Origin of the sequence: Streptomyces sp. NPDC001513 (assembly GCF_042894695.1) — a bacterium.
Lineage (GTDB): Bacteria > Actinomycetota > Actinomycetes > Streptomycetales > Streptomycetaceae > Streptomyces.
In genome coordinates this window covers 60,998-85,809 of the sequence record NZ_JBIAVU010000023.1, presented here as the reverse complement: position 1 = coordinate 85,809, position 24,812 = coordinate 60,998, and the positions used below count along the sequence as shown (strand labels likewise).

26 protein-coding genes are annotated in these 24,812 nt (G+C 72.4%); 13 read left to right on the top strand and 13 right to left on the bottom strand.

What is annotated here, in order from left to right:
- Positions 1-4 precede the first annotated feature (4 nt).
- A complete protein-coding gene (locus tag ACFYZ4_RS37695) occupies positions 5-1,621 on the bottom strand; it encodes an ABC transporter substrate-binding protein (RefSeq protein ID WP_390786113.1) in 1,617 nt (538 codons plus the stop codon).
- Between the two features lie 180 nt (positions 1,622-1,801).
- Here ACFYZ4_RS37695 and ACFYZ4_RS37690 point away from each other — a divergent pair, with 180 nt between their 5' ends.
- Entirely contained in the window at positions 1,802-2,770 is a 969-nt protein-coding gene (locus ACFYZ4_RS37690; protein ID WP_390786112.1) for a fibronectin type III domain-containing protein, read from the top strand.
- A gap of 147 nt (positions 2,771-2,917) precedes the next feature.
- Complete coding sequence (locus ACFYZ4_RS37685) at positions 2,918-4,927, top strand: ATP-binding protein (protein ID WP_384350065.1); 2,010 nt, start codon at positions 2,918-2,920, stop codon at positions 4,925-4,927.
- A 158-nt stretch (positions 4,928-5,085) separates the two neighbouring features.
- Here ACFYZ4_RS37685 and ACFYZ4_RS37680 read toward each other — a convergent pair whose 3' ends face one another.
- Positions 5,086-5,271: a DUF5999 family protein gene (locus tag ACFYZ4_RS37680; RefSeq protein WP_351294672.1), complete on the bottom strand. Its 186-nt coding sequence runs from the start codon at positions 5,269-5,271 to the stop codon at positions 5,086-5,088.
- A gap of 156 nt (positions 5,272-5,427) precedes the next feature.
- On the opposite strand from ACFYZ4_RS37680, the gene ACFYZ4_RS37675 reads away from it, so the two are divergent.
- On the top strand, positions 5,428-5,865 hold the full coding sequence (locus tag ACFYZ4_RS37675) for an SRPBCC family protein (RefSeq protein ID WP_351294669.1): 438 nt from the start codon (positions 5,428-5,430) through the stop codon (positions 5,863-5,865).
- Positions 5,866-5,929: 64 nt separating this feature from the next.
- Positions 5,930-6,694 (top strand): hypothetical protein, encoded by a 765-nt coding sequence (locus tag ACFYZ4_RS37670; protein WP_390786111.1) that lies wholly within the window; start codon positions 5,930-5,932, stop codon positions 6,692-6,694.
- Positions 6,695-6,747: 53 nt separating this feature from the next.
- Here ACFYZ4_RS37670 and ACFYZ4_RS37665 read toward each other — a convergent pair whose 3' ends face one another.
- Positions 6,748-7,977 carry an acyl-CoA dehydrogenase family protein gene (locus tag ACFYZ4_RS37665; protein ID WP_030711563.1) on the bottom strand — a complete coding sequence of 410 codons (1,230 nt, stop codon included), beginning with the start codon at positions 7,975-7,977 and terminating at the stop codon, positions 6,748-6,750.
- Positions 7,978-8,181: 204 nt separating this feature from the next.
- On the opposite strand from ACFYZ4_RS37665, the gene ACFYZ4_RS37660 reads away from it, so the two are divergent.
- A complete protein-coding gene (locus ACFYZ4_RS37660; protein WP_351294662.1) occupies positions 8,182-8,826 on the top strand; it encodes a TetR family transcriptional regulator in 645 nt (214 codons plus the stop codon).
- Between the two features lie 269 nt (positions 8,827-9,095).
- Here ACFYZ4_RS37660 and def read toward each other — a convergent pair whose 3' ends face one another.
- On the bottom strand, positions 9,096-9,641 hold the full coding sequence (gene def / locus ACFYZ4_RS37655) for a peptide deformylase (RefSeq protein ID WP_351293871.1): 546 nt from the start codon (positions 9,639-9,641) through the stop codon (positions 9,096-9,098).
- 123 nt (positions 9,642-9,764) lie between these two features.
- Between def and ACFYZ4_RS37650 the strand changes: the two genes are divergently transcribed.
- The 6 genes from ACFYZ4_RS37650 to ACFYZ4_RS37625 all read left to right on the top strand — a co-directional run bounded on the left by ACFYZ4_RS37650 (position 9,765) and on the right by ACFYZ4_RS37625 (position 15,033).
- Complete coding sequence (locus ACFYZ4_RS37650) at positions 9,765-11,003, top strand: MurT ligase domain-containing protein (RefSeq protein ID WP_319731572.1); 1,239 nt, start codon at positions 9,765-9,767, stop codon at positions 11,001-11,003.
- A gap of 28 nt (positions 11,004-11,031) precedes the next feature.
- Positions 11,032-11,760: a glutamine amidotransferase gene (locus tag ACFYZ4_RS37645; protein ID WP_351293874.1), complete on the top strand. Its 729-nt coding sequence runs from the start codon at positions 11,032-11,034 to the stop codon at positions 11,758-11,760.
- Positions 11,761-11,975: 215 nt separating this feature from the next.
- Complete coding sequence (locus ACFYZ4_RS37640; protein WP_030711550.1) at positions 11,976-13,001, top strand: 6-phosphofructokinase; 1,026 nt, start codon at positions 11,976-11,978, stop codon at positions 12,999-13,001.
- 89 nt (positions 13,002-13,090) lie between these two features.
- Positions 13,091-14,047 (top strand): cytochrome c oxidase assembly protein, encoded by a 957-nt coding sequence (locus ACFYZ4_RS37635; protein WP_390786110.1) that lies wholly within the window; start codon positions 13,091-13,093, stop codon positions 14,045-14,047.
- A 32-nt stretch (positions 14,048-14,079) separates the two neighbouring features.
- Positions 14,080-14,244 carry a hypothetical protein gene (locus ACFYZ4_RS37630; RefSeq protein ID WP_351293880.1) on the top strand — a complete coding sequence of 55 codons (165 nt, stop codon included), beginning with the start codon at positions 14,080-14,082 and terminating at the stop codon, positions 14,242-14,244.
- Positions 14,245-14,322: 78 nt separating this feature from the next.
- A complete protein-coding gene (locus tag ACFYZ4_RS37625; RefSeq protein ID WP_390786109.1) occupies positions 14,323-15,033 on the top strand; it encodes a lysophospholipid acyltransferase family protein in 711 nt (236 codons plus the stop codon).
- A gap of 29 nt (positions 15,034-15,062) precedes the next feature.
- On the opposite strand, the gene ACFYZ4_RS37620 is transcribed toward ACFYZ4_RS37625, so the two are convergent.
- From ACFYZ4_RS37620 to ACFYZ4_RS37585, 8 genes are all read right to left on the bottom strand, one after another.
- Positions 15,063-16,664 (bottom strand): alpha/beta hydrolase, encoded by a 1,602-nt coding sequence (locus tag ACFYZ4_RS37620; RefSeq protein WP_351294014.1) that lies wholly within the window; start codon positions 16,662-16,664, stop codon positions 15,063-15,065.
- Positions 16,665-16,912: 248 nt separating this feature from the next.
- The gene (locus tag ACFYZ4_RS37615) at positions 16,913-17,674 is read right to left on the bottom strand and encodes an urease accessory protein UreD (protein ID WP_390786108.1); all 762 of its coding nucleotides are present in this window, start codon (positions 17,672-17,674) and stop codon (positions 16,913-16,915) included.
- Positions 17,675-17,724: 50 nt separating this feature from the next.
- Positions 17,725-18,423 (bottom strand): urease accessory protein UreG, encoded by a 699-nt coding sequence (ureG, locus tag ACFYZ4_RS37610; protein WP_351293889.1) that lies wholly within the window; start codon positions 18,421-18,423, stop codon positions 17,725-17,727.
- Positions 18,424-18,444: 21 nt separating this feature from the next.
- A complete protein-coding gene (locus ACFYZ4_RS37605) occupies positions 18,445-19,119 on the bottom strand; it encodes an urease accessory protein UreF (protein ID WP_384351165.1) in 675 nt (224 codons plus the stop codon).
- A gap of 31 nt (positions 19,120-19,150) precedes the next feature.
- Positions 19,151-20,872 (bottom strand): urease subunit alpha, encoded by a 1,722-nt coding sequence (locus tag ACFYZ4_RS37600; RefSeq protein WP_351293894.1) that lies wholly within the window; start codon positions 20,870-20,872, stop codon positions 19,151-19,153.
- Entirely contained in the window at positions 20,865-21,176 is a 312-nt protein-coding gene (locus ACFYZ4_RS37595; RefSeq protein WP_266578461.1) for an urease subunit beta, read from the bottom strand. The genes ACFYZ4_RS37600 and ACFYZ4_RS37595 overlap by 8 nt, the downstream gene beginning before the upstream one ends.
- A gap of 14 nt (positions 21,177-21,190) precedes the next feature.
- Positions 21,191-21,493, bottom strand: coding sequence for an urease subunit gamma (locus ACFYZ4_RS37590; RefSeq protein WP_351293900.1), 303 nt, complete (start codon positions 21,491-21,493; stop codon positions 21,191-21,193).
- Positions 21,494-21,843: 350 nt separating this feature from the next.
- Positions 21,844-22,299 (bottom strand): ATP-binding protein, encoded by a 456-nt coding sequence (locus tag ACFYZ4_RS37585; RefSeq protein WP_351293903.1) that lies wholly within the window; start codon positions 22,297-22,299, stop codon positions 21,844-21,846.
- 198 nt (positions 22,300-22,497) lie between these two features.
- On the opposite strand from ACFYZ4_RS37585, the gene ACFYZ4_RS37580 reads away from it, so the two are divergent.
- Positions 22,498-23,382 carry a helix-turn-helix transcriptional regulator gene (locus ACFYZ4_RS37580; RefSeq protein WP_351593827.1) on the top strand — a complete coding sequence of 295 codons (885 nt, stop codon included), beginning with the start codon at positions 22,498-22,500 and terminating at the stop codon, positions 23,380-23,382.
- Positions 23,383-23,394: 12 nt separating this feature from the next.
- A complete protein-coding gene (locus ACFYZ4_RS37575; RefSeq protein WP_384351170.1) occupies positions 23,395-23,616 on the top strand; it encodes a DUF397 domain-containing protein in 222 nt (73 codons plus the stop codon).
- Between the two features lie 6 nt (positions 23,617-23,622).
- Here the strand turns inward: ACFYZ4_RS37575 and ACFYZ4_RS37570 are convergent, their stop codons facing one another.
- The gene (locus tag ACFYZ4_RS37570; protein WP_390786107.1) at positions 23,623-24,795 is read right to left on the bottom strand and encodes an 8-amino-7-oxononanoate synthase; all 1,173 of its coding nucleotides are present in this window, start codon (positions 24,793-24,795) and stop codon (positions 23,623-23,625) included.
- Positions 24,796-24,812 lie beyond the last annotated feature (17 nt).

Sequence of the window (24,812 nt, the reverse complement as noted above, 5' to 3'; positions counted from 1 at the left end):
AGGCTCACTTGGCCTTCGGCTTCCAGCTCTCGACGTTCCACCAGGGGCCGGAGCCGAGGCCGTGGTCGTGCGGCTCGACCTGGGTGGTGAGCCCCTCCCAGCGGTCGTTCACCACGTACAGGTGGTCGATGTGGGTGAGGAAGACGTAGCCCGGGTCCTTCACGAGCTCGCGCTGCACGGTGTCGTACGCGGCCTTGCGCACGGCCGGGTCGCCGCTCCTGCGCGCCTCGTCGAGGGCGCGGTCGACGCTCTGGTTGTCGTACCAGGCCATGTTGTTGAAGCCGTCGCCGCCGAGGGAGGAGGTGAGGAGCAGGTACTGGTCGAAGTCGGGGTCGGCCGGGGAGCCGCCGCCCGCGAGGACGGCGTCGGTCTTCATCCGCGGCTCGATGACCTCCCAGGTCCCGGCCTCCGTCCTGACCTCGATGCCGGCCTTCTTCGCGTCGGAGGCGAAGGCGAGCGCGTGGTCCTGGCGGATCTTGTCGCCGGAGGTGTACCAGAGCGGGAAGGAGGCGCGGACCCCGTCCTTGACGCGGATGCCGTCCTCGCCCGCCTTCCAGCCGGCCTCGTCGAGGATCTTCTTCGCCCGGTCGAGGTCGTGTCCGCGCTCGGTGCCGGCCGTGAACCACGGGCTGTCGGCGGGCACCGGGCCGAAGGCGGGCTTGCCCGCGCCTTCCAGGAGCTTGTCGACCATGGCCGTGCGGTCCACGGCGATGTCCAGGGCCTGCCGGACCGCCACGTCGCCGGTGACCCGGTGGTGCGTCGGGAGGGTCACGTTGCGGTAGTCGAAGGTCTTGGCGGCGTAGATCCCCCAGCTACCGCTGGGAGGTGCCCCCAGGCGCGCGGGGTCCTTCTCGAAGCCCTTGGCGAGGTTCGGCGGCAGGATCGCCCCGTCCAGCTCGCCGGAGCGCAGCCGGGTGGCGCGCACGTCGTCGTCCTTGACGACGGCCATGGTGAACCTCTTCACCGCGGGCTCGCCGCCCCAGTAGCCGGGGTTGGCCTTGAAGCTGAGCTTCTCGCCCTTGGACCAGCCGGCGAGCACGTACGGACCGGTGCCGACGGGCTTGGTGGTGAAGTCACCGCTGTTGACGTCCTGCCGGCCCGCGATGTGCTCGGGGGCGATCGGCAGCACGGTCCGCTCGGCGAACGGGGCGTAGGGGTACTTCAGGGTGAAGACGACGGTGTCCTCGCCGCGCGCCTCGACGCCCTCGATCGCGTCGAGCTCGGTCTTGGAGGCGTTGTTCGTCTTCGCGTCGAGGATCGTCCGGTACGTGAAGACGACGTCCTTGGCGGAGAAGGGCGCTCCGTCGCTGAACTTCACGCCGGCGCGCAGCTTGTAGGTGTACGTGCGCCCGTCGGCGGAGACCTCCGGCAGGGCCTCGGCCAGCGCCGGCTTCAGCTTCATGTCCGCGTCGTGCGCGAGCAGCCCGTCGAAGATCTTCGAGTTGCCGTCCTTGCCGTAGCCCAGCAGCGGGCTGAGGCTTTCGGGTTCGGTCGCTGTGCCCACCACCACCGCGTCGGTGGCCGCGCCGGTGGCGCCGGGGGTGGAACAGGCCGTCACGCCCGTGATGAGTGCGGCGGCCAGCGTCGCGCCGGCCACTCCCCGTACTGTCCGGGCCGTCATGCTCTGCACATCCCTGTTCAAAATCATCTGTTATTGCAAAGAGCTGGCAATAATGCCAGACAGGATCGGAAGAAGACGAACCGGGGCACATCGCCGTCGTCCGGCTGCAGGGGTCTTGCCGGGCTCCCGCCCCCCGTGCCATATATGTCTAGACCTTTACGGAGCGGAGGAAGGCACCCCGTGCGATACAACGCCGCCCCCACGCTCGCCCTCTGCCTGGCCCTCACCGGTCTCACCGGGCTCACGGGCCTGACCGCCTGCTCCGCGCCCGACACCCGGCCCCCGCCCGCTCCGGCCGGACTGACCGCGCAGGCCGGCAGCGCCACCACCGTGCACGTCATGTGGGACGCGGCGGCGGACCGGGACGGGGTGAGCGGCTACCGGGTCTTCGAAGGCGACCGGCTGGTGCGCGAACTCCCGGCCGGGAAGACCATGGTGGACGTCACCGGCCTCGCCCCGCAGACCGGTTACGCCTTCACGGTCCGCGCCGAGGACGCCGCCGGGAACCTCTCCGAGCCCGCCCCGGCCGTCCGCACGACCACCCCGGCGGCCAAGGCCGAGGACCGCGCGGCGCCCACCGCCCCGGCCGCCACCACCGGCCGCGCGACCGGCCCCCGGGCCGCCTGGGTGTCCTGGACGCCGGCGACGGACGACACGGGCGTGACGGCGTACGACGTCTACCAGGGCGGCGTCCGGATCCACACCGCCGGCCCCGGCGAGAGCGGCACCGCGCTCAGCGGCCTCCAGCCGGACACCGTCTACACCTTCACCGTCCGCGCCCGGGACGGTGCGGACAACTCCTCCCCCGACGGACCGGCCGTGGACGTGACGACCCCGCCCGCCTCCGGCGACGGGCCGGGCACCGCCCCCGCCGCGTTGATCGCGACCGCCTCACCGGGGGCGGTCACGCTCGCCTGGACCGCCCCGGACACCGGCCGCGAGACCACCGAGTACGAGCTGTACGTCAACGGACGCGCCACCACCGTCATCCAGTTCGGTGCGGGCGCCGTACCCACCGGCCGGGTGGAGCACCGGCTCACCGTGGCGGAGCCCACCGGCACCGAATGGGCCGTAAAACTGCGGGCCAGGCTGCCCGACGGCAACTGGGGCGCCTTCTCCGCAGAACGGCTGATCACCCTCGTGGCGTGAAATTACGGCACCGATCCGGCCCGAACGGCACGGTCGGATAAGAAGATCACGCACAATACAACCGTGTTCGGTGAGTACTCGGTCAATGACAATCAGGCAGAATCCGCGGACGACGACCCCCCTCCGGGTTCCCGCACGCCGGGGAACGTGCCTCCGGAACCGGCGAGCTTCGTCGGCCGGGAACGCGAACTCGGCCTCCTCGGCGACCTGTTGCACGAGCGGCGGCTGATCACCCTCACCGGGGTGGGCGGGGTCGGCAAATCCCGGATCGCCCTGCGGGCCGTCGCCGATCCCCGCCAGTCCCGGCCCGACGGCGTCTGGTGGGTGGAACTGTCGCCGCTGCGCGATCCCGGCCTGCTCACCGCGACCGTCGCGCACGCCGTCGGCCTCGCCGACCACTCCCCGCGCCCGCTCGACGAGGAGTTGTGCGCGTGGATGGCCGACCGGCGGCTCCTCCTGGTCCTCGACACCTGCGAGCACCTGGTGGCCGCCTGCCGCCACCTCGTCGGCGAACTCCTGCAGTCCGCACCGGGGCTGACGGTCCTGATCACCTCCCGGGAGCCGCTCGGCTCCCCGGCCGAGGAGGTCGTCGAGGTCCGGCCGCTGCCCTGCGAGGGGCCGGACAGCGACGCCCTCGCCCTCTTCCGGGCCCGCGCCCTCGCCGCGACCCCGCAGGCGGCGGCCGTCTTCACCGACCCCGTACGGACGGCCCTCGCGGCCGAGGTGTGCCGGCGCCTGGACGGCATCCCGCTCGCCCTGGAACTCGCGGGCGCCCGGCTGCGGTTGTGGACGCTGGAGCAGACGGCCGAGCGGATCGGCGAACGCTTCGAGATGCTGTCCGGCGCCCGCGCCGCCCTGCCGCCCCGGCACCAGACGATGCGGACCACGATCGGCTGGAGCCACGAACTGTGCGAACCCCTGGAGCGGTTGCTGTGGGCCCGGCTCTCGGTGTTCACCGGGGACTTCGACGTGGCCGCGGCCCGCGCGGTCTGCGCGGGAGGCCCGCTGCCCGCCGCGCGGGTCGAGCGGGTCCTGGCGGGGCTGGCCGCCAAGTCGGTGGTCCTGCGCACCGATGAGCGGGGCGCCGGCGCCCGCTACCGGATGCTCGACACGATCCGCGAGTACGGGCAGGACTGGCTGGGCGAGCTCGGCGAGACGCGGCTCGTGAGCGATCGGCACGCCCACTGGTACGCGGCGCTCTGCCAGGCCGCCGACCGGGGCTGGCTGGGCCCGGGACAGGTGGACTGGTACCGCAGGATCAGCGCCGAGCACGCGCAGCTGCGCACGGCCCTGGAGCACCTGCTCACCGCCGACCCGACGGCGGCCCTGGAGATGGCCGGCGCCCTGTGGTTCCACTGGTTCGCCTGCGGACACGTGCACGAGGGCCGGGGCTTCCTGGAACGGGCGCTGCGGGCCGCTCCGCCCGCGGGGGCCGCGTACAACCAGGCCCAGTGGGCCCTCGGGCTCACGCTGCTGCTCCAGGGCGACATGGACACGGCCGGGCGGATCGCCGAGGAGTGCACGCGGGACGCGGCCCGGCTCGCGGACCCGGAGCGGGAGCTGCGCGCGGCCTATCTGCAGGCGGTGGCGGTCCTCATGCCCGGCGACCCGGTACGGGCGCTGGGGCTGGCGGGTCCGCGGGCCAGGGCGGGCCACGGCGGGCGGACGAGCGGCCCGGGCTGGCTGCTGTGCAAGCTGGCCACCGGCTACGCCCTGTGCGACCAGGGGCGGTTCGAGGAGGCGGCCGACGAGGCACGGGCCCTGCGGGAGGCGTGCGCGGAGCTCGGCGAGCGCTGGCTGCGGGCCTACGCGGACTACATCCTGGCGGTGGCCGCGCTGGGCCTGGGCGACCACGGGGAGGCGGCCCGGCACGTGCGGGCGATGCTCTCCGGCAAACGGCTGCTGGGCGACCGCTTCGGCATCGCGCTGGGCCTGGACGTACTGGCGGCGGCGGTGGCCGGGCTGGGCGACGGGGAACTGGCGGCGCGGCTGCTGGGCACCGGGCACGCCTGGTGGCGCACGGTGGGCCGGCCGCAGATGGGCTCGCCCTCGCTGACGGCCCTGCGGGACCAGGGCGAGCGGCAGGCCCGGGCCGCGATCGGCGACGCCGCGTACGAGACGGCGTTCCTGGGCGGCGCGGCGACGTCCACCGGTTGAGCAGCGGCCGGTGGACGCTGTGCGTACTGGATCGGCTTCGTCGGGGCTCCCGTCAGTACGGGAGGGGTCTGCCCGACGGTGTGCGCAGGTCCAGGTCTCGTGGGGCGGGCTTGGGGACGGGCTTGCGGATCAGCTGCTGGCGCATGCTGCCTCCTCGCTCAGACCAGGGCCGGGCGGCGGGGTTCCACCGTGCGGCTGTCGGGGAGCAGTTCACCGGTGTCGTCGAACATCACGACCCCGTTGCACAGCAGGCTCCAGCCCTGTTCGGGGTGGGAGGCCACGATGCGGGCGGCGTCGTGATCGGCGCTGTCGGCGGATGGGCAGGGTGGCTGGTGGGAGCACATGGCGCACCTCCTCGCAAAGTGGGGCGGGAGGGCCGGTGGTCACCCGGTCGATTCCGCGATCCACGGTGGCTGGTGAGTATTGCTGATCGCCACCCCCGTACGGAACCCATATTCGCCGTCCAGTTCAGGGTGTGTATGCCCGATTACCATGCGCTCATGCCCGGTATCCGGATCGTTCACCGTACGTCCCGGCCACCCGCCGAGACCTGGCTGCGGCTCACCGACTGGGAGCGCCACGGCGCACAGGTCCCCTTCACGCGGACGATCATCGACACCGCGCCCCCGACGCACGTCGGAACGATCTTCACCGCGCGCACGGGTGTGGGCAGGATCACTTTCGACGATCCCATGGAGGTCGTGGTCTGGCAGCCCCCGGCGGACGGATCGCCGGGACGCGTCCGGCTGGAGAAACGCGGACGGTCCGTGACGGGCTGGGCGGAGATCGAGGTCCGGCCCCTCCCCGCGGGCGGCACTGAGGTCCACTGGCGTGAGGAACTGCGCGTGCGCGGCCTCCCCCGCGCCCTGGACCCCGTGGTCGCGGCGGCGGGCCGGCTGCTCTTCGGGCGGGCCCTCGCCCGGCTGCTGCGCCCCTGAGGGCACGGGCTAGGGTGCCGTGATCACCGCGCCGGTGATCATCACGCGACCGAGGAGAATCCCCGTGGCCACTCCGCCACCGCCGCAGCAGGGCGCCGGAGGCCCGTACAGCCCGGCGAACCCCTACGCACCGCAGCAGCCGACCGGCGCCGGCGGCCCCGTGTTCACCGGCCCGCAGCAGCCGTACGGTGCGTACGCCGCCCACCCGCAGCCGGGCCGGTACGGCTGCACCCTGTGCGGGGCCTGGCCCGCCGCGCCCGCGACCGTACGCGGCCACCAGGGCCTGATCGTGCTGATGCGGTTCCTGAGCCTGCGCGGGCCGTTCTGCCGCGACTGCGGACTCGCCACCTACCGCCGCATGTCCTCGGACACGCTGTGGCAGGGCTGGTGGGGCCCGCTGTCCTTCTTCATCACGCCGGTGACCCTGCTGACGAACCTCGGCCCGCGGGCGGCCTTCCGCAGGCTCGGGCCCCCGGCGGGCGGCTTCCGCCCGCCGCTGGACCCGGGCAGGCCGCTGTGGCGCCGGCCCCCGGCGCTGCTCCTCCTCGCACCGGTCCTGCTCGTCTTCCTGGCCGTCCAGGCGCTGCTCGTGCTCGGCCTGGTGGTCGACGGCCCGGAGCAGCTCTCCGTCGGGCAGTGCGTGCGCAACGAGGGCAGTTGGACCGACCAGGACCTGGAGGTCGTGTCCTGCGGCTCGTCCCGCGCCCAGTACAAGGTCACCGCCCTGCTGGACACCCCCGGCGCGCACTGCGCCCCGCTGGACTACCTCGCCGACCCGAAGTACGGCCCCGACGACTTCACCAGCGCCTGCCTCACGTCACTGCGCTGACGCCCCGGCCGGGGGCCCGGGGCCGGGCCCCGCACCCCCGGCCGGCGGGGCGCCTAGCGGATCGGCATGCCGGAGATCGTGCGGGCGATCACCAGCCGCTGGATCTCGCTGGTGCCCTCGAAGATGGTGTAGATCGCGCTGTCCCGGTGCATGCGCTCCACCGGGTACTCCCGGGTGAAGCCGTTGCCGCCGAGGATCTGGACCGCCTGCGCGGTGACCTTCTTGGCGACCTCGCTCGCGAAGAGCTTCGACATGGAGCCCTCGGCCGAGTCGAACGGGCGGCCCGCGACCGCCATCCAGGAGGCCCGCCACACCAGCAGCCGGGCCGCGTCGATCTGCGTCCGCATGTCGGCGAGCTGGAAGGCCACGCCCTGGTTGTCGATGATCGGGCGGCCGAACTGCGTGCGGGTCTTCGCGTAGTCGAGGGCGACCTCGTACGCCGCGCGCGCGGTGCCGACGGCCATCGCGCCGACCGCGGGCCGGGAGGCCTCGAAGGTGGCCATGGCCGCGTTCTTCACGCGCTCCCCGCCGCCGCTGCGGGCGCGCTCGTGGGCCCGCGCGAGGCGCTCGTCCAGCTTCTCCTTGCCGCCGAGCAGGCAGGAACCGGGGATCCGTACGTCCTCCAGCACCACCTCGGCGGTGTGCGAGGCGCGGATTCCGTGCTTCTTGAACTTCTGGCCCTGGGACAGCCCGGGGGTGTTGGGCGGCACGATGAAGGAGGCGTGCCCCTTGGTGCCGAGCTCGGGGTCGACGACGGCCACGACGATGTGGACGTTGGCTATGCCGCCGTTGGTCGCCCAGGTCTTGGTGCCGTTGAGCACCCACTCGTCCTTGGCCTGGTCGTAGACCGCGCGGGTGCGCATCGAGCCGACGTCGGAGCCGGCGTCCGGCTCGGAGGAGCAGAAGGCGGCGACCTTCACGTCGTCCGGGGTGCCGTACATCTGCGGGATCCAGGTGCCGATCTGCTCCTCGGTGCCGTTGGCGACGACGCCGATGGCCGCGAGTCCGGTGCCGACGATGGACAGGGCGATGCCCGCGTCCCCCCAGAACAGCTCCTCCATCGCCATCGGGATGCCGAGGCCCGTCGGGTCGAAGAACTGCTGGGCGTAGAAGTCCAGCGAGTAGATGCCGACCTTCGCGGCCTCCTGGATGACGGGCCAGGGAGTCTCTTCGCGCTCGTCCCATTCGGCGGCCGCGGGGCGCATCACATCGGCGGCGAAGCCGTGGATCCAGTCCCGTACCTGCTTCTGGTCGTCGTTCAGCTCCATGGTGAACTCCGCCATGTCCCCTCCACCTGTCTGTACTCGTCCCTGCGGGGGTTACTAGCGGTAACCACCACGAAGGCCACAGTCTGTTACCGGCGAGTAAGGCCTGTCAAGCACGGAAGATTCCGACGGCGACGGCCGCCGATTCGATCCCCGGGGTGCACCGGGTGTTACGTTGCGTGGGCGTCACGCACATCGCAAGGGCGGGGAGAGAAACACGTCATGGAGACCACTCAGCAGGCCGGCGAACCGGGAGCGGCCGAACGCCGCCGGCGGGAGCTGCTCGAAGCCGCGGACCGGGTTGTGCTCAGGGACGGCCCCAAGGCCTCCATGAACGCCATCGCGGCCGAGGCCGGCATCACCAAGCCCATCCTGTACCGGCACTTCGGGGACAAGGCGGGCCTCTACCAGGCACTCGCCGTACGGCACACAGACGCCCTGCTCGACTCGTTGCGGGCCGCGCTCGACGCCCCCGCCGAGCGGCGCCGCCGGGTGGAGGCGACCCTCGACACGTACCTCGCCGCCATCGAGGCCCGCCCGCAGGTCTACCGCTTCCTCATGCACCCGGCCGAGGACTCCCACAGCGCGGAGCGCGGCTTCGACGTGGGCCTGCACTCGGCGCCGCTGCTGCGCAGGCTCGGCGAGGAACTGGCCGAGGTGATCGGCGAGCGGGTGGACCTCGGCCCCGGCGGCGAACGCCTGGCCCGGGTCTGGGGCCACGGCATCGTCGGCATGATGCACGCCGCCGGCGACTGGTGGCTCGGCGAACGCCCCTGCGAGCGCGCGGAGCTCGTCACCGGCCTCACCGACCTCCTCTGGGGCCGCCTCTCCTCCGCCGGCAACCGCGTCGACGGCCCGGGCTTCTGACCAACCCGGGCTCGCAGCCCCACCCTTGCCAAGGTCCCTGCTTCGAGCCTCGGCCGGGGCCATTCAGCCTCGCCGGCGGTTGTGGGGGGGGGGCGGGCGGGGGCCGGGGGCCGGCGGGGCCGGGGTTGGGGGGGGGGGGGGGGGGGGGCGCGGCGGGCCGGCCGCCCCCCCCTGCCCGGCGGAGCCGGGTTTCCTGGGGCTCCGCCCCAGACCCCGCTCCTCAAACGCCGGAGGGGCTGAATGTGCCCGGCGCAGCCGAAGAGGTGGGGCTAGGCGGGCGAGGACCAGGGGGCCTTGCGGATGGCGCGCCGGAGGCGACGGGCGCGGAGGCCGGTCACGCGGTCCGCGTACACGGTCCCGTCCAGGTGGTCGCACTCGTGCTGCAGGCAGCGCGCGAAGAACCCCGTACCAACGACCCGCACGGGCGCCCCGCCCGAGGTGACCCCCTCGACGACCGCCCGGTCGAACCGCGCCGTCCCCGCCTCCAGCCCCGGCAGGGACAGGCAGCCCTCGGGCCCGAGGAACTCGTCCCCGTCGGCCTCGACCAGCCGCGGGTTGACGATGTGCCCGACGTGGCGGACGTCCTCGTCGTCGGGGCAGTCGTACACGAAGACCCGCTGCCCGACGCCGATCTGGTTCGCGGCGAGGCCGACGCCCTCCGCCGCGTACATCGTCGCGAACATGTCCTCGATCAGCCGGTCGAGGTCCGGGCCGAATTCGGTGACCTCCGCGCAGGCCGAGTGGAGCACCGGAGCACCCAGCAGGCTCATGGTGCGGACGAGTCCGGTGGTACCGGGAATGGGGCGCTGTCGCATGGCCGTAAGCCTACGACGGGCGACTATATGAGGAGATCCGCGGCGGGGCGGGGGCGCCGCGGTCAAGGCTCCGGCCGGTACTGGATAGGCTGGGGGCGACCGACGCAAGGAGGACAAGGGACGATGGCAGGCAACACGGAGCCGCTTTCGCCGCGGGCCAAGCTGGCCGTGACGGCGGGCAAGGCCGCGGCGGCGGTGTCGCGGGCCGCGGGACGCGGAAGCGGATCGGTGATCGGTGGCAAGGTCGCACTCAAACTCGACCCCGATCTTCTCGGCGCGCTGGCGCAACACCTCGACGTCGTCCTCGTCTCCGCGACGAACGGCAAGACCACGACGACCCGACTGATCGCGGAGGCCCTGCGGGCCAGCGGTCCGGTCGTCTCCAACGCCCTCGGCGCCAACATGCCGGCCGGCATCACCTCGGCCCTGGCGGGCGGCTCGGACGCCAAGTACGGCGTCATCGAGGTCGACGAGAAGTACCTGGCCGGAGTGGCCCGGGACGTCACCCCCAAGGTGATCGCCCTGCTCAACCTCTCCCGCGACCAGCTGGACCGCGCCGCCGAGACCCGCATGCTCGCGGAGAAGTGGCGTGAGGGCCTCCAGGGTTCGAAGGCGGTCATCGTCGCGAACTGCGACGACCCGCTGATCGTGTGGTCCGCCTCCTCCTCGCAGAACGTGGTGTGGGTCGCCGCCGGCCAGGAGTGGAAGGACGACGCCTGGTCGTGCCCCTCCTGCGGCGGTGTCATGCAGCGCCCGGGCGACGACTGGTTCTGCGGCGAGTGCGGCTTCCGCCGCCCGACGCCGACCTGGGTGCTCTCCGGGGACCACGTGCTGGACCCGCACGGCTCGGCCTGGCCGATCCACCTCCAGCTGCCCGGCCGCGCCAACAAGGCCAACGCCGCCACCTCGGCCGCCGTGGCCGCCGTCTTCGGCGTGCCGCCGCAGGTCGCGCTGGAGCGGATGTACCAGGTGCAGGCCGTCGCCGGCCGCTACGACGTGGTGACCTTCCAGGGCCGTGAGCTGCGGCTGCTGCTCGCGAAGAACCCGGCGGGCTGGCTCGAAACGTTTTCGCTGATCGACCCGCCGCCGACCCCGGTGATCCTCTCGGTGAACGCGCGCGGCGCCGACGGCACGGACACCTCCTGGCTGTGGGACGTGGACTACCCGCGCCTGGCCGGCCACCCGATCTTCGTGATCGGCGACCGCAAGCTGGACCTCGCGGTCCGCCTCGAGGTCGCGGGCCTGGACTTCCGGGTGTGCGAGACCCTCGACGAGGCCGTGCAGCTCGCGCCGCCCGGCCAGATCGAGCTGATCGCGAACTACACCGCCTTCCAGGACGTCCGCCGCCGCGTCGGCAACTAGGCCCGTCAGAAACGCAGAGGACAAGAGCATGAGCGACAACAGCCTGCGTCTGGTGTGGGTCTACCCCGACCTGCTCAGCACGTACGGAGACCAGGGCAACGCCCTCGTCGTGGAGCGCCGGGCCCGCCAGCGCGGCCTGGACGTGCAGCGCGTGGACGTGCGCAGCGACCAGCCCATCCCCACCTCGGGCGACATCTACCTGATCGGCGGCGGCGAGGACCGGCCGCAGCGCCTCGCCGCGGAGCGGCTGCTGCGCGACGGCGGTCTGGAGCGCGCCGTCTCGAACGGGGCGATCGTCTTCTCCGTCTGCGCCGGGTACCAGATCCTCGGCCAGGAGTTCGTCAACGACCAGGGCCAGCGCCAGGAGGGCCTCGGCCTGCTGGACGTGGTCACCGTGCGCGGTGAGGGCGAGCGGTGCGTCGGCGACGTCCTCGCGGACATCGACCCGCGCCTGAACCTGCCGCAGCTGACGGGCTTCGAGAACCACCAGGGCGTCACCCACCTCGGCCCGACGGCCAGGCCGTTCGCCCGGGTGAGCATGGGCCGCGGCAACGGCACCGGCGACGGCACCGAAGGCGCGTACAACGACACGGTGTTCGGCACGTACATGCACGGTCCCGTGATGGCCCGCAACCCGCAGATCGCGGACCTGCTGCTGAAGCTGGCCCTCGATGTGAACGCGCTGCCGGCCATAGACGACCGGTGGTACGAGGCGCTGCGCGCGGAGCGCATCGCCGCCGCGACGCAGCCCGCGTAGCGTCCGGCGGACCGCTCATCGGGGCGGCCCCGCCATCATGTGTTCGGCCCGGTTTTCCCTAGGGGGAACCGGGCCGACGTGGTTTCGTACCACGAGTGCGACCAGCATGTGGAGGATGGTTCAGCCCACTGCTCCACCGCTTGTAGGGTGGCCGTAGTTCCAACCGGACGACGTGGTCCGGTCGTCGGCCCACGTTGCAAAGGTCCGTTCCTGCCATGCGCATAGGTGTGCTCACTTCCGGTGGCGACTGCCCCGGCCTCAACGCCGTCATCCGCTCCGTCGTGCACCGCGCCGTCGTCGACCACGGCGACGAGGTGATCGGCTTCCTCGACGGCTGGAAGGGCCTGCTGGAGGCGGACTACCGCAAGCTCGACCTCGACGCCGTCGCCGGCATCCTGGCCCGCGGCGGCACGATCCTCGGCTCCTCCCGGGTCCAGCCCGCGCATCTGCGCGACGGCGTGGAGCGGGCTCGCGGGCACGTCGCCGACCTCGGCCTCGACGCGATCATCCCGATCGGCGGCGAGGGCACCCTGAAGGCCGCGAACCTGCTGTCGCAGGCCGGTCTGCCGATCGTCGGGGTCCCGAAGACCATCGACAACGACATCGCCTCCACCGACGTCACCTTCGGCTTCGACACCGCCGTCGGCGTGGCCACGGAGGCCCTGGACCGCCTGAAGACCACCGCCGAGTCCCACCAGCGCGTGATGGTCGTGGAGGTCATGGGCCGCCACACCGGCTGGATCGCCCTGCACTCGGGCATGGCGGCGGGCGCGCACGCGATCGTCGTACCGGAGCGTCCCTTCGACATCGAGGAGCTGACGGCGATCGTCGGCGAGCGCTTCTCCGCGGGCAAGCGCTTCGCGATCGTCGTGGTCGCCGAGGGCGCCAAGCCGCGCCCCGGGTCGATGGACCTGGAGGAGGGCGGCGTCGACATGTACGGTCACGAGCGGTTCGCCGGCATCGGCAACCGGCTCGCCGTGGAGCTGGAGCACCGCCTGGGCAAGGAGGCCCGGCCGGTGATCCTGGGCCACGTCCAGCGCGGCGGCACGCCCACCGCGTACGACCGGGTCCTCGCCACCCGCTTCGGCTGGCACGCCGTGGAGGCCGCGCACCGCGGCGAGTTCGGCATGCTGACCGCGCTGCGCGGCACGGACATCGAGATGGTGCCGCTCGCCGAGGCGACCTCGACGCTCAAGACGGTGCCGGCCGACCGCTACGACGAGGCCCAGACGGTTCTGTAACCGTATGCCCGTTACGGCCGCCCCCGCGCGCAGGAGCGTGCGGGGGCGGCACTACTGTGGTGGGGCGCCACAGTCAAGGGAGTGAAGAGATGGATCACAGCGGGCACGGCATGGACATGAACATGGACCTGCCGCCCTTCACTCTCGGACGCGGGCTGGAGTTCTCCTTCGACGCCTTCTTCCTGATCGGCTCGCTGGCGGGACTCGCCCTGTACGGGTGGGGGGTGCTGCGGCTGCGCCGGCGCGGGGACGCCTGGCCGCTGGGCCGGACGATCGCCTTCACCGCGGGCGTGCTGACCGTGGTCCTGGTGATGTGCACGAAGCTGAACGACTACGGCATGGTCATGTTCAGCGTGCACATGGTCCAGCACATGGTGATCAGCATGGTCACCCCGATCCTGGTGCTGCTGGGCGCTCCGGTGACCCTGACGCTGCGCGCGCTGCCGCCCGCCGCCCGCGGCCGCAAGGGGCCGCGCGAGGTCCTGCTCATGCTGCTGCACAGCCGGTACATGAAGGTGATCACCCACCCGGCCTTCACGATCCCGATGTTCATCGCGAGCCTGTACGCCCTGTACTTCACCCCGCTCTTCGACTTCCTGATGGAGAGCCGCACGGGGCACATCGCGATGATGGTGCACTTCCTCGCCGTCGGCCTCATCTTCTTCTGGCCGATCATGGGCGTCGACCCGGGTCCGCACCGTCCGGGCTACGTCATGCGGATGCTGGAGCTGTTCGCGGGCATGCCCTTCCACGCCTTCTTCGGCATCGCCCTGATGATGGCGAGCCAGCCGATGATCAAGACGTACGCGAACCCGCCGGCCTCCCTCGGCATCGACCCGCTGCTCGACCAGCAGTGGGGCGGCGGCATCGCCTGGGCCTTCAGCGAGATCCCCTCGGTGCTGGTCCTGATCGCCCTGGTCTACCAGTGGTACCACTCCGAGCAGCGGGCCGCGAAGCGCTCCGACCGGGCCGAGGACCGCAACGGCGACAAGGAGCTGGAGGCGTACAACTCGTATCTCGCCTCGCTCCAAGCGCGTGGCCAGTAGCGGAACCGCCCTGTCGCGCGCGACCATGGGGCATGACCGGATCCGTTAAGGCAATGGCCGTCATGACCTTCGCCGCACTGGTGGCCGTTGCCACGTACTCCGTGGCCCTCGGCAGCAACGGCTGGCTGTGGTTCGGCTGGGTGGTGCTGGGGCTGCTGACCGCCGGGATGGCCGCCTCGCGCAATGTCGGAGGTTGATTCCCACCGCCCCCTCCAGCCCGCGACTCACCGTCCGTAAACTGGCGGTGACAACGGGATATCGACGGGAGCGGCCTGGTGTTCTACCACTTGCTCAAGCACGTGCTGATCGGTCCTCTGCTGAGGCTGCTGTTCAGGCCCCGGATCGAGGGCCTGGAGAACATCCCGGCGGAAGGTGCCGCGATCGTCGCGGGCAACCACCTGTCCTTCTCCGACCACTTCCTGATGCCCGCGATCCTCAAGCGGCGGATCACCTTCCTCGCGAAGGCCGAGTACTTCACCGGCCCCGGCGTCAAGGGCCGGCTCACCGCCGCCTTCTTCCGCAGCGCCGGGCAGATCCCGGTGGACCGGTCCGGCAAGAACGCCGGACAGGCGGCGCTGCGCGAGGGGCTGGCGGTGCTGGCCAAGGACGAGCTGCTCGGCATCTACCCGGAGGGGACGCGCTCGCACGACGGGCGGCTCTACAAGGGGAAGGTGGGTGTGGCCGCGATGGCCCTGGGCGCCGGGGTGCCCGTGATCCCCTGCGCGATGGTCGGCACCTTCGAGATCCAGCCGCCCGGGCAGAAGATCCCGAACATCCGGCGGGTGACGATCCGCTTCGGCCGGCCGCTGGACTTCTCCCGGTACGCCGGCATGGAGGGCGAGCGGGCGATCCTGCGGGCGGTCACCGACGAGATCATGTACGCCATCCTCGAACTGTCCGGTCAGGAGTACGTCGACCGGTACGCGGCCGAGGTGAAGGCCGAGGAGGAGGCCCAGCGGAAGAAGGCCCGGCGCTCCGCGCGCTGAGCCTCCTCCCGTTCCACGACCGCTCCCGGCTAGCGGACCGCCGGGAGCTCCTCACGCGCCGGAAGGTCCGCGGCCGGCGCCTGCGCCGTCAGCGACTTCGCGGCGGCCGGGGCCGGGGCGACCGGAGTGGCGTGCGGACCGCACTTCACGTCCTTGGCATCGACCTTTCCGGTGAGCAGGTAGGTGTCGACCCGGGTGTTGATGCAGGGGTTGACCAGGCTGGTGACACCGTGCGAGCCGGCGTTCTGCTCGGTGATCAGGCGCGAGCCGGCCAGTCGCTTGTGCAGCGAGACGGCGCCCTGGTAGGGGGTGGCCGCGTCACGCTCGGACTGGACGATCAGGACCGGCGGCAGACCGCGCTTGGCGCCGACCTCGATCGGGGTGCTCTGCTTGGACTTCCAGGTCGCGCAGGGCAGGTTCATCCAGGCGTTGGACCAGGTGAGGAACGGGTACTTCTGGTGCAGCCTGGTGTTGTCCCGGTCCCACTTGGCCCAGCTGGTGGGCCACTTGGCGTCGGCGCACTCGACCGCGGTGTAGACGGCGTTGCCGTTCTCCGAGGCCGCGTTGCCCTTGGTGTCCGACAGGTCCGGGGCGATGGCGTCGACGAGCGCCTGCTCGTCACCCGCCTCGTACGCGGCCCAGGTCTGGGCGACGGGCACCCAGGAGGAGTCGTAGTACGGGGCGCCCTGGAAGAAGCCGATCAGCTCGGCCGGGCCGACGACCCCGCCGAGCGGGTTCGCCTTGGCCTTGGCGCGCAGCTTCTGGTAGCGCGCCTCGACCTGGTCACGCGTGGTGCCGAGGTGGAAGGAGGCGTCGTTCTTGGCGACCCAGTCCTGCCAGTCGTTCCAGCGGGTCTGGAAGGCCACGTCCTGGCCGAGGTTGGCCTCGTACCAGATGTTGTCCGTGTCGGGGTCGACCACGCTGTCGACGATCATGCGGCGCACGTGGGTCGGGAAGAGGGTCGCGTAGACCCCGCCCAGATAGGTGCCGTAGGAGACGCCGAGGTAGTTCAGCTTCTGCTCGCCGAGGGCGGCGCGGATGACGTCGAGGTCGCGCGCGGTGTTCGGCGTGGTCATGTGCGGCAGCATCTCGCCGCTGCGCTCCTTGCAGCCGTCCGCGTACTCGGCGGCGAGCTTGCGCTGGGCGCGCTTGTCGGCCTCGGAGTCCGGGACCGGGTCGGCCTTGGGGGCCTTGACGAACTCCTGCGGGTCGATGCAGGAGATGGGCGCGGAGTGGCCGACGCCGCGCGGGTCGAAGCCCACGAAGTCGTACGCCTTGGAGGTGTTGACCCACAGCGGGCTCTTGGTGGTGACCCGGCGCGGGAAGCGCATGCCGGAACCGCCGGGGCCGCCGGGGTTGTAGACGAGGGCGCCCTGGCGCTCCTCCTTGGTCCCCGTGCTGCCGATCCGGTCGACGGCGAGCTCGATGGTCTTGCCGAACGGCTTCGTGTAGTCGAGCGGGACCTTCACCCAGCCGCACTGGATGGGCTTCTCGAAGCCCCAGTCCGCCGGGCAGTCCTTCCAGTCGATCCCGGTACGGGCGGCGCGGGCGGCGGCGATCTGGACGCCTACCGCCTCCGCGGCCCCGTTGTCGCGGCCGGCCGAGGCCGCGGTCGCGGACGGCGCGAGCATCAGGCCCGCCGCCAGCGTGCCGGTGATCAGTGTGGCGGCGCTCCCCAGCGCCGCGTTGCGTATCACGTGGTTGTTCCCCCTGCGTCAGGTGCCGCCGTGGGCGGCCGGGTTGGTCGGGTTCGGTCGTCGGCGTGCAGGGGGATCCTGTCGTCTGATCCGGGACCGGCGACAGGGCTCGATCGACTTCTTTGCCAACCCGATAACCGGCAAGGCGTGTACCGCTGAGCGGTGCCTGTTGCGTCCCGCTTTCACCACCCGTAGGTACGGCAGGCCTCGTCGAGCAGTTCGCGCACCAGCAGGGCGTCCGCGGCCAGGGCCGTCACCAGGACGGCGGGCCCGGCCAGCGGCGTCACCACCGCGCACTCCCCCAGCACCCGGGCCGCGGGCGGGTCCTCGGCGAAGTCGGGGTCCACGACGAGGAGCTGGCCGAGCGCCCGGTGGCCGGCCAGGCCCGCCGGTCCGTCCCAGCCGCCGGGCGCACCGGGCCCGCAGCCGAGCTCCTGGTCGAGCAGCGGACGGCCGCCGCGGGTGACGGTGAGGCGGCTGCTCAGCAGGCCCGGGTCCTCCCCCGCGCGTCCGAGCACCTGCTCCTCGCGCAGCAGCAGCCGGGCGGTGGGGGCCAGCGCGACCCGGGTGCGCACCCGCAGTTCGCTGCCGCGCACCGAGACCAGCGGCTCCGGCAGCCACCGTACCGACGCCCCGTCCTCCAGGGTCAGGCGTACGTCGTACCGCGCGGGTTCGCCGCCCCGGCCGGGCAGTGCCAGGGTGGCCGCGGCTGAGGCGAGGGCGAGGCGCGCGCCGGGCCCGGCGGCGGCCTCGACGGTGAGGTGGTCCCCGCCCAGCGGCGCGCTCATCGCACCGACCAGCATGACCCGGGCCTCGGCCCCGGACCCCCGGGTGCGGCGCAGCGCGAGCGGCCCCTCGCCGGCCAGCAGCGGCAGGGCGGTGCCGCCCCGCCCGTCGGCCACGGCGTGGATGCGGGCGGTGGCCCGCAGACCCGATGCGGGCACGGGGACGGAGTGCGGGGGGACCCGGGGCGGGGAGAGGGGAGGCGCGCCGGTCACCGGACGGTCGTCCAGGCGGCGATCCGCTCGCGCACCCAGGCGGCCACCGGGGCCACCCCTTCGGGACCGCGCAGCGACTGGAAGGCGACGGGCAGTTCACCGCGCTGCTCGGCGGCGTCGCGCGCCATCCGGCCGAGGTCGGAGCCGACGTACGGGGCGAGGTCGGTCTTGTTGACGACGAGGAGGTCGGCGGTGGTGACGCCGGGGCCGCCCTTGCGGGGGATGTCGTCGCCGCCGGCCACGTCGATGACGAAGATCTGGGCGTCGACGAGACCGCGGGAGAAGGTGGCGGTGAGGTTGTCCCCACCGGACTCGACGAGGATCAGGTCCAGTCGGCCGTGCTCCCGGAAGGTGTCCTCCAGTTCCTCGACGGCCTCCAGGTTGGCGGAGATGTCGTCGCGGATGGCGGTGTGCGGGCAGGCTCCGGTCTCGACGGCGGTGATCCGCTCGGGCGGCAGGACGGCCTCGCGGAGCAGGAACTCGGCGTCCTCGCGGGTGTAGATGTCGTTGGTGACGACGGCCATGGACAGTTCGGTGCGCAGCGCGCGGCACAGGGCCGCCACGGTGGCGGTCTTGCCGGAGCCGACGGGTCCGCCGAGTCCGATGCGCAGGGCGCGCCGGGTGCCGTCGGCGCGGAGCGGGGCGGCGCTGTGGGTGTGCCGGTGGGGGTAGGTCACGGCGTGGTCGAGGTGCATGGGGGTGTCTCCTTCGGTGGGTCAGGAAGCGAAGAGGCGTACCGGCCAGTCGGCATGGATCTCCGCCGAGATGTCCAGCAGCGGCGAGGAGGCCGCGGGCAGCGCCTCCGGGCCTTCGGTGCGGGCCCGCAGCGCGGCCCCGGCCGCCCGGGCGCAGACCGCGTCGAGTTCGGGGGCGAGGCGGGCCAGGACCCCGCTCGCCTCGAAGGGGTCCAGGCCCAGCAGCCGTACGGTCGCGGTCGCGGGCCCGCCGACGCTCTCGTACGCCGCCACGTGCGCGGCGTCGAGCGGTCCGAGCCCGGCCGACCGGGCGGTGACGCCGAGCACCACGGGCTGGTGGGCGCCGCGAGGGAAGGCCGCGGCCAGCGCCTCCAGTTCGGGTGCGGGCCAGGTGGCCCGGGCGGCGCGCAGCAGCTGCCGCCCGAGCCTGCGGGCCGCGGTGCGCAGCGCGGGTGAGGGGGTGCGGGCGTCGGCGGCGGCGTCGAGTTCCGCTGGATCGAGCCCGAGGGCCGCGGCCGCCGCCAGCGCGGCCGCGGTGAGTCCGGCGGTGTGCAGCCGGCCCCGGCAGAACTGCTCCAGGGTGGCCGCGTCGTGGATCCGGCCCGCTTTGCAGGCGGCCTCGGCCCCGCCGGAGTGGGCGTGCCCACCGGCGGGGAAGCGGCCGTCCGCGAGGACGAGCAGGGCGGCGAGGCTCACGGCAGGAGGCCTCTCATCGGGGTGCGCTCCATCAGAAGAGGAAGTACCGCTGGGCCATGGGCAGTTCCGCCGCGGGCGCCGGTTCGACGGCCTCCCCGTCGATGGTGACCGTGAAGGTGTCGGCGTCGACCTCGACCCTCGGCATGGCGTCGTTGTTGCGCATGTCGGCCTTGCCCACCTTGCGGGTGCTCTCGATGGCGGTGAACCGCTTGCCGAGTCCGAGGCGTTCGGGCAGTCCGTCGTCGAGGGCGGCCTGCGCGGTGAAGTTCAGCGAGTTCAGGGCGGGGGCGCGCCCGTGGCTGCCGAACATCGGGCGGGGCATGACGGGCTGCGGGGTGGGGATGGAGGCGTTGGCATCGCCCATCTGCGCGTAGGCGATCTGGCCGCCCTTGATGACGAGTTCGGGCTTGACGCCGAAGAACGCCGGGTTCCACAGGACCAGGTCGGCGAGTTTGCCGGTCTCGACCGAGCCGATCTCGCGGGCGAGCCCCTGGGCCACGGCGGGGTTGATCGTGTACTTCGCGACGTAGCGGCGGGCCCGCTGGTTGTCGGCGGGTCCGTCGCCGGGGAGGAAGCCGCGCCGCTTCTTCATCACGTGGGCGGTCTGCCAGGTGCGCAGCACGACCTCGCCGACCCGGCCCATGGCCTGGGAGTCGGAGGAGATGATGGAGATGGCCCCGAGGTCGTGCAGGACGTCCTCGGCGGCGATGGTCGAGGGCCGGATGCGGGATTCGGCGAAGGCGAGGTCCTCGGGGACGGCCGGGTTGAGGTGGTGGCAGACCATCAGCATGTCGAGGTGTTCCTCGACGGTGTTGACGGTGTGCGGGCGGGTGGGGTTGGTGGAGCTCGGCAGGATGTTGGGCTCGGAGACCACGGTGATGATGTCGGGGGCGTGCCCGCCGCCCGCGCCTTCGGTGTGGTACGAGTGGATGGTCCGTCCCGCGATGGCCGCGAGGGTGTCGCCGACGAAGCCGGCCTCGTTGAGGGTGTCGGTGTGGATGGCGACCTGGGCGCCGGTCTCGTCGCAGACGCTCAGGCAGGCGTCGATGACGGCCGGGGTGGACCCCCAGTCCTCGTGGATCTTGAATCCGAGGGCGCCGCCGCGCAGTTGGGAGTGCATGGCCTCGCGGGACATGGTGTTGCCCTTGCCGAGGAGGCCGATGTTGACCGGGTAGGCCTCCAGTGCCGCGAACATCCGGGCCAGGTGCCAGGGTCCGGGCGTGACGGTGGTGGCCTTGCTGCCCTCGGCCGGTCCGGTGCCCCCGCCGACGAGGGTGGTGATCCCGGAGGCCAGCGCCTCCTCGATGACGGTCGGGGAGATGAAGTGCACGTGGGCGTCGATGGCGCCGGCGGTGACGATCTTCCCGTTGCCCGCGATGATCTCGGTCTCGGGGCCGATGACGAGTGCCGGGTCGACCCCGTCCATGGTGTCGGGGTTGCCGGCCTTGCCGATGCCGCAGATCCGGCCGTCGCGGATGCCGAGGTCGGCCTTGACGATGCCCCAGTGGTCGAGGACGACGACGCCGGTGATCACGGTGTCGGGGGCGCCCTCCGCCCGGGTGGTGCGGGCCTGGCCCATGGATTCGCGGATCACCTTGCCGCCGCCGAAGACGGCCTCGTCCCCGGACCGGCCGGGTCCGCCGCCGAGGTCCTGCTCGATCTCGACGAAGAGGTCGGTGTCGGCGAGCCGGATCCGGTCCCCGGCGGTCGGCCCGAAGAGGTCGGCGTACACCTGGCGGGAGATCTCAGCCATCGAGCGGCCCTCCGGTCTCCCCGCGCAGTCCCGGTACGGTCCGCAGGCCCCCCAGCGGTACGAGTTCCACCGCGACCGGGATGCCCGGCTCGAAGCGGACTGCCGTACCGGCGGCGATGTTGAGGCGGAGCCCGCGGGCGGCGGCGCGGTCGAAGTCGAGGCCGGGATTGGCCTCGGCGAAGTGGTAGTGGGAGCCGACCTGGACCGGGCGGTCGGCGGCGTTGAGCACGGTGAGGCGGGTGACGGGGCGGCCCTCGTTGAGGCGCACCGGACCGTCCCCGTAGGCGATCTCGCCGGGGATCATGCGGGCACTCCTCTTCAGACGATGGGGTCGTGGACCGTGACGAGCTTGGTGCCGTCGGGGAAGGTCGCCTCGACCTGGACGTCGTGGATCATCTCGGGGATCCCCTCCATGACGTCCTCGCGGCGCAGGACGGTGCGGCCGGAGGCCATCAGCTCGGCCACGGTCCGCCCGTCGCGGGCCCCTTCGAGGATGTGGGACGTGATCAGCGCGATCGATTCGGGGTGGTTGAGGCGGACCCCGCGCGCCCTCCGCTTCTCGGCCACGTCGGCAGCCACGTGGATGAGCAGTCTCTCCTGCTCGTGCGGTGTCAGATGCACTCGTCATCACCAAGTTTCCAGGACAAGATCAGCAACGCGCCGGAGCGACCCTAGCCGCCTTCAACGCTTTGTTGACCTGCACATATCCGAGCCAAGCATGTCTTGCCCAACGCAGAAGAAGGCTTTCCGTCCCGACCGCCACCGCTTTACCGGATCATGGGTGATCATTGGCGGTCGAACATGGCCGCCACGCTAGGGCCCGCGCTTTTCCGCTGCGTTAACCCACGTTTCGGGCAGGCACCCGGTTCAGCTCCGCGGCCCCAAGAACCAGGTTCCGTATACGGATTCGCCCACGGGGGCGCGGTGGAACGCGGCGCCGCCCCAGGGGGTGTCGTTCGGATCAGGCCGGGTCAGCAGCCGGTCGCGCTCCGCGCCGGCGTCGGCGCTCCGACGGCCCAGGGCAGCGCGATCCACACCGTCTTGCCGCCCTCCTCGGTCGGCGTGACCGAGAGCCGGCCGCCCGCCTCCACGGCGAGCCAGCGGATGATGACCATGCCCCGGCCGTTGTCCTGCTGGACGGCGGCCGGGAGCCGCTTGGGCCAGCGCGGGTGGCTGTCGGTCACCCCGACGCGCAGCCACTCCTGACGCTCCAGCCGGATGTCGACGGTGAAGGTGGGCGACTGGCCGAAAGTGTGCTGTACGGCGTTGGTGGCGAGCTCCGAGACGATCAGCCGGACGCTGTCCGCGGTCTCGGCGTCTTCGGGGAGTCCCCATTCGCTCAGCACGTCCGCCACGTAGCGGCGGGCGGCGGCGACCGAGGCGGGATCGCTCGGCAGAGTGACGGATGCTTCCTGGTGGTCTGCCATGGCGACGGTCCCTTTCCCACCGGGGCGGAACCGCCCCGGATCTGTGCTGGACGCCAGAGTGCCACCCATCGTGCCGCCGCACCTGCCGTTCCCCCAAGATCTGCATATATCTGTCGCTCGATGCGGTGAACTCTGCTACGGAAGAGCGTATTTGGACGGCAGACTGGTGCGAGCTGTGCCGGTGGAAAGGAGGCGGGTGTGCAGCACGGTCCCGCGGTGCGTCGGCGCAAGCTCGGCGAGGAACTGCGTGCCCTGCGTGACCGGACCGGACTCACCAGTGGTGAGGCGGCCCGGATCACGGGATGGCACCAGTCGAAAATCAGCCGCATCGAGACAGGTCGCAGCGGTGTGAAGCCGGAGGACATCCGGCTGCTCCTCGACGTCTACGGGGAGGTCGTGAGCCCGGAGCAGCGCGCCCTGCTGGAGGCCCTGTCGGCCTCGGCCGCCGGCCCCGGTCCGGCCGGTGACGCCGGGCGGGGCCGCCAGTGGTGGCACGACTACCGGGGGCTGCTGCCGCAGGAGTACCGGGACTTCATCAGCCTGGAGGCGGGCGCCCGGTCGGCCCGCACCGTGGAACTGTCCGTGGTGCCCGGACTGCTGCAGACCTCCGGTTACGCGCGGGCGGTGACCCGGGCCGCGCTGGGCGGGCTGCCGGAGCCGAAGGTGGACGCGCTGGTCGACGTACGGCTGGCGCGGCAGTCGGTGCTGCGGGCCGATCCGCCGCTGGAGCTGAGCGCGGTCCTGGACGAGGCGGTGCTGCGCCGCCAGATCGGCGGGCCCGGGGTGATGGCCGAGCAGTTGCGGCACCTGGCAGAGGTGTCCCGGCTGCCCCAAGTGTGCTTGCAGGTCCTTCCGTTCAGCGTCGGCGGCCATCTCGGCCTGACAGGACCGTTCGTGATTTTTTCATTTCCGGACATCGCTGATCTGGATGTGGTGGTACTCGACCATTTGACGAGTAGCCTCTATCTGGAGCGGAAGGAAGACCTAGAGGCGTACAGCGCCGCGTTCCGCACCATCCAGGAACACGCCCTCCCGCCCCAGGACTCGTCGGATCTCATCAGCAGCCTTGCTGACGACGCGTAAGGAGGCACCCCCGTGTCCGCAACCCCCTTATCCAGCGGCGGACTTCTGATCAGCGCGCGGTGGCGGCGGAGCAGCCGCAGCACCGGAATGAACAACTGCGTGGAAGCGGCCGCCCTCGGCGGTGATTTGCTGGCCGTTCGCGACTCCAAGCGGGCGGACGGCCCGGCCGTGCTCTTCACCGGGCCGGCCTGGGACGGCTTCCTCGCCTCCGTACGGGCGGACGCGCGCGCGTAGCTCCGCCTAGCGGTCCGTGGCTCCGGCGGGCGCGGTCCGAAGGATCGTCCCGACCGCCCGGTTGATCTCCTCCCCCGTGAGATCGGCCCGGGCGGTCAGCCGCAGCCGGGAGATGCCGTCCGGCACCGACGGCGGGCGGAAGCACCCCACGGACAGACCTGCCTCGCGGCAGTCGGCGGCCCAGCGCAGTGCCGCCGACGCCGACGGGGCCCGTACCGACACCACGGCCGCGTCCGGCCGGGCCGCGGTCAGGCCGGACGCGGTGAGCCGCCCGTACAGCCGGTCGGCCACCTCGCGGGCGCGGCCCGCCCGCTCCGGTTCCCGCCGGAGCAGGCGCAGGCTCGCCAGGGCCGCGCCCGCGGCGGCCGGGGCCAGCCCGGTGTCGAAGATGAAGGTGCGCGCCGTGTTGACCAGGTGCCTGATCACCTTGGCCGGACCGAGTACGGCTCCGCCCTGGCTCCCCAGGGACTTCGAGAGGGTCAGCGTCGCGACCACGTAGGGCGCGCCCGCGAGCCCGGCGGCGTGCAGCGCGCCCCGGCCGCCCTCGCCGAGCACGCCCAGTCCGTGGGCGTCGTCCACGATCAGGGCCGCGCCCTCGTCGCGACAGGCCGCGGCGTACCCGGCGAGCGGGGCGGCGTCCCCGTCCACGGAGAACACCGAGTCGCTGACCAGCAGCGCCCGGCCGTCGTGGGTGGCGAGCGTCTTGCGCGCGGCGTCCGGGTCGGAGTGCGGGATCACGGCGGTCTCGGCGCGCGAGAGCCGGCAGCCGTCGACGATCGAGGCGTGGTTCCCGGCGTCGGAGACGACCAGCGTTCCCCGGTCGCCGAGCGCGGTGACGGCGGCCAGGTTGGCCGCGTACCCGGAGGAGAGGACCAGCGCGGCCTCGAAACCGCAGAAGTCGGCGAGCTCCCGCTCCAGCTCCGCGTGCAGCTCGGTCGTCCCCGTCACCAGACGGGATCCGGTGGCTCCGGCGCCCCAGCGCTCCGCCGCCTCCCGTGCCCCGCGGATCGTCTCGGGGTGCCGGGACAGCCCGAGGTAGTCGTTGCTCGCGAGGTCCAGGAGCGGTGACACCGACGGCCTGGGCCGCAGGGTGCGGACCAGTCCGGCCTCCTCCCGCGCGCGCTCCGCGGAGTCGATCCAGGCGAAGACATCCTCGGGGTCGGGGGTGTGCTGGGGCATCGGCATGTCCTCGTGTT

What these genes read in the sequence shown, in the direction of transcription:
- ACFYZ4_RS37695 (WP_390786113.1), bottom strand. Translation starts at nt 1,621, where the DNA reads ATGACGGCCCGGACAGTACGGGGAGTGGCCGGCGCGACGCTGGCCGCC.
- ACFYZ4_RS37680 (WP_351294672.1), bottom strand. Translation starts at nt 5,271, where the DNA reads ATGTGCTCCCACCAGCCACCCTGCCCATCCGCCGACAGCGCCGATCAC.
- ACFYZ4_RS37675 (WP_351294669.1), top strand. Translation starts at nt 5,428, where the DNA reads ATGCCCGGTATCCGGATCGTTCACCGTACGTCCCGGCCACCCGCCGAG.
- ACFYZ4_RS37665 (WP_030711563.1), bottom strand. Translation starts at nt 7,977, where the DNA reads ATGGCGGAGTTCACCATGGAGCTGAACGACGACCAGAAGCAGGTACGG.
- ACFYZ4_RS37660 (WP_351294662.1), top strand. Translation starts at nt 8,182, where the DNA reads ATGGAGACCACTCAGCAGGCCGGCGAACCGGGAGCGGCCGAACGCCGC.
- def (WP_351293871.1), bottom strand. Translation starts at nt 9,641, where the DNA reads ATGCGACAGCGCCCCATTCCCGGTACCACCGGACTCGTCCGCACCATG.
- ACFYZ4_RS37650 (WP_319731572.1), top strand. Translation starts at nt 9,765, where the DNA reads ATGGCAGGCAACACGGAGCCGCTTTCGCCGCGGGCCAAGCTGGCCGTG.
- ACFYZ4_RS37645 (WP_351293874.1), top strand. Translation starts at nt 11,032, where the DNA reads ATGAGCGACAACAGCCTGCGTCTGGTGTGGGTCTACCCCGACCTGCTC.
- ACFYZ4_RS37640 (WP_030711550.1), top strand. Translation starts at nt 11,976, where the DNA reads ATGCGCATAGGTGTGCTCACTTCCGGTGGCGACTGCCCCGGCCTCAAC.
- ACFYZ4_RS37635 (WP_390786110.1), top strand. Translation starts at nt 13,091, where the DNA reads ATGGATCACAGCGGGCACGGCATGGACATGAACATGGACCTGCCGCCC.
- ACFYZ4_RS37630 (WP_351293880.1), top strand. Translation starts at nt 14,080, where the DNA reads ATGACCGGATCCGTTAAGGCAATGGCCGTCATGACCTTCGCCGCACTG.
- ACFYZ4_RS37620 (WP_351294014.1), bottom strand. Translation starts at nt 16,664, where the DNA reads ATGCTCGCGCCGTCCGCGACCGCGGCCTCGGCCGGCCGCGACAACGGG.
- ureG (WP_351293889.1), bottom strand. Translation starts at nt 18,423, where the DNA reads ATGCACCTCGACCACGCCGTGACCTACCCCCACCGGCACACCCACAGC.
- ACFYZ4_RS37600 (WP_351293894.1), bottom strand. Translation starts at nt 20,872, where the DNA reads ATGGCTGAGATCTCCCGCCAGGTGTACGCCGACCTCTTCGGGCCGACC.
- ACFYZ4_RS37595 (WP_266578461.1), bottom strand. Translation starts at nt 21,176, where the DNA reads ATGATCCCCGGCGAGATCGCCTACGGGGACGGTCCGGTGCGCCTCAAC.
- ACFYZ4_RS37585 (WP_351293903.1), bottom strand. Translation starts at nt 22,299, where the DNA reads ATGGCAGACCACCAGGAAGCATCCGTCACTCTGCCGAGCGATCCCGCC.
- ACFYZ4_RS37570 (WP_390786107.1), bottom strand. Translation starts at nt 24,795, where the DNA reads ATGCCCCAGCACACCCCCGACCCCGAGGATGTCTTCGCCTGGATCGAC.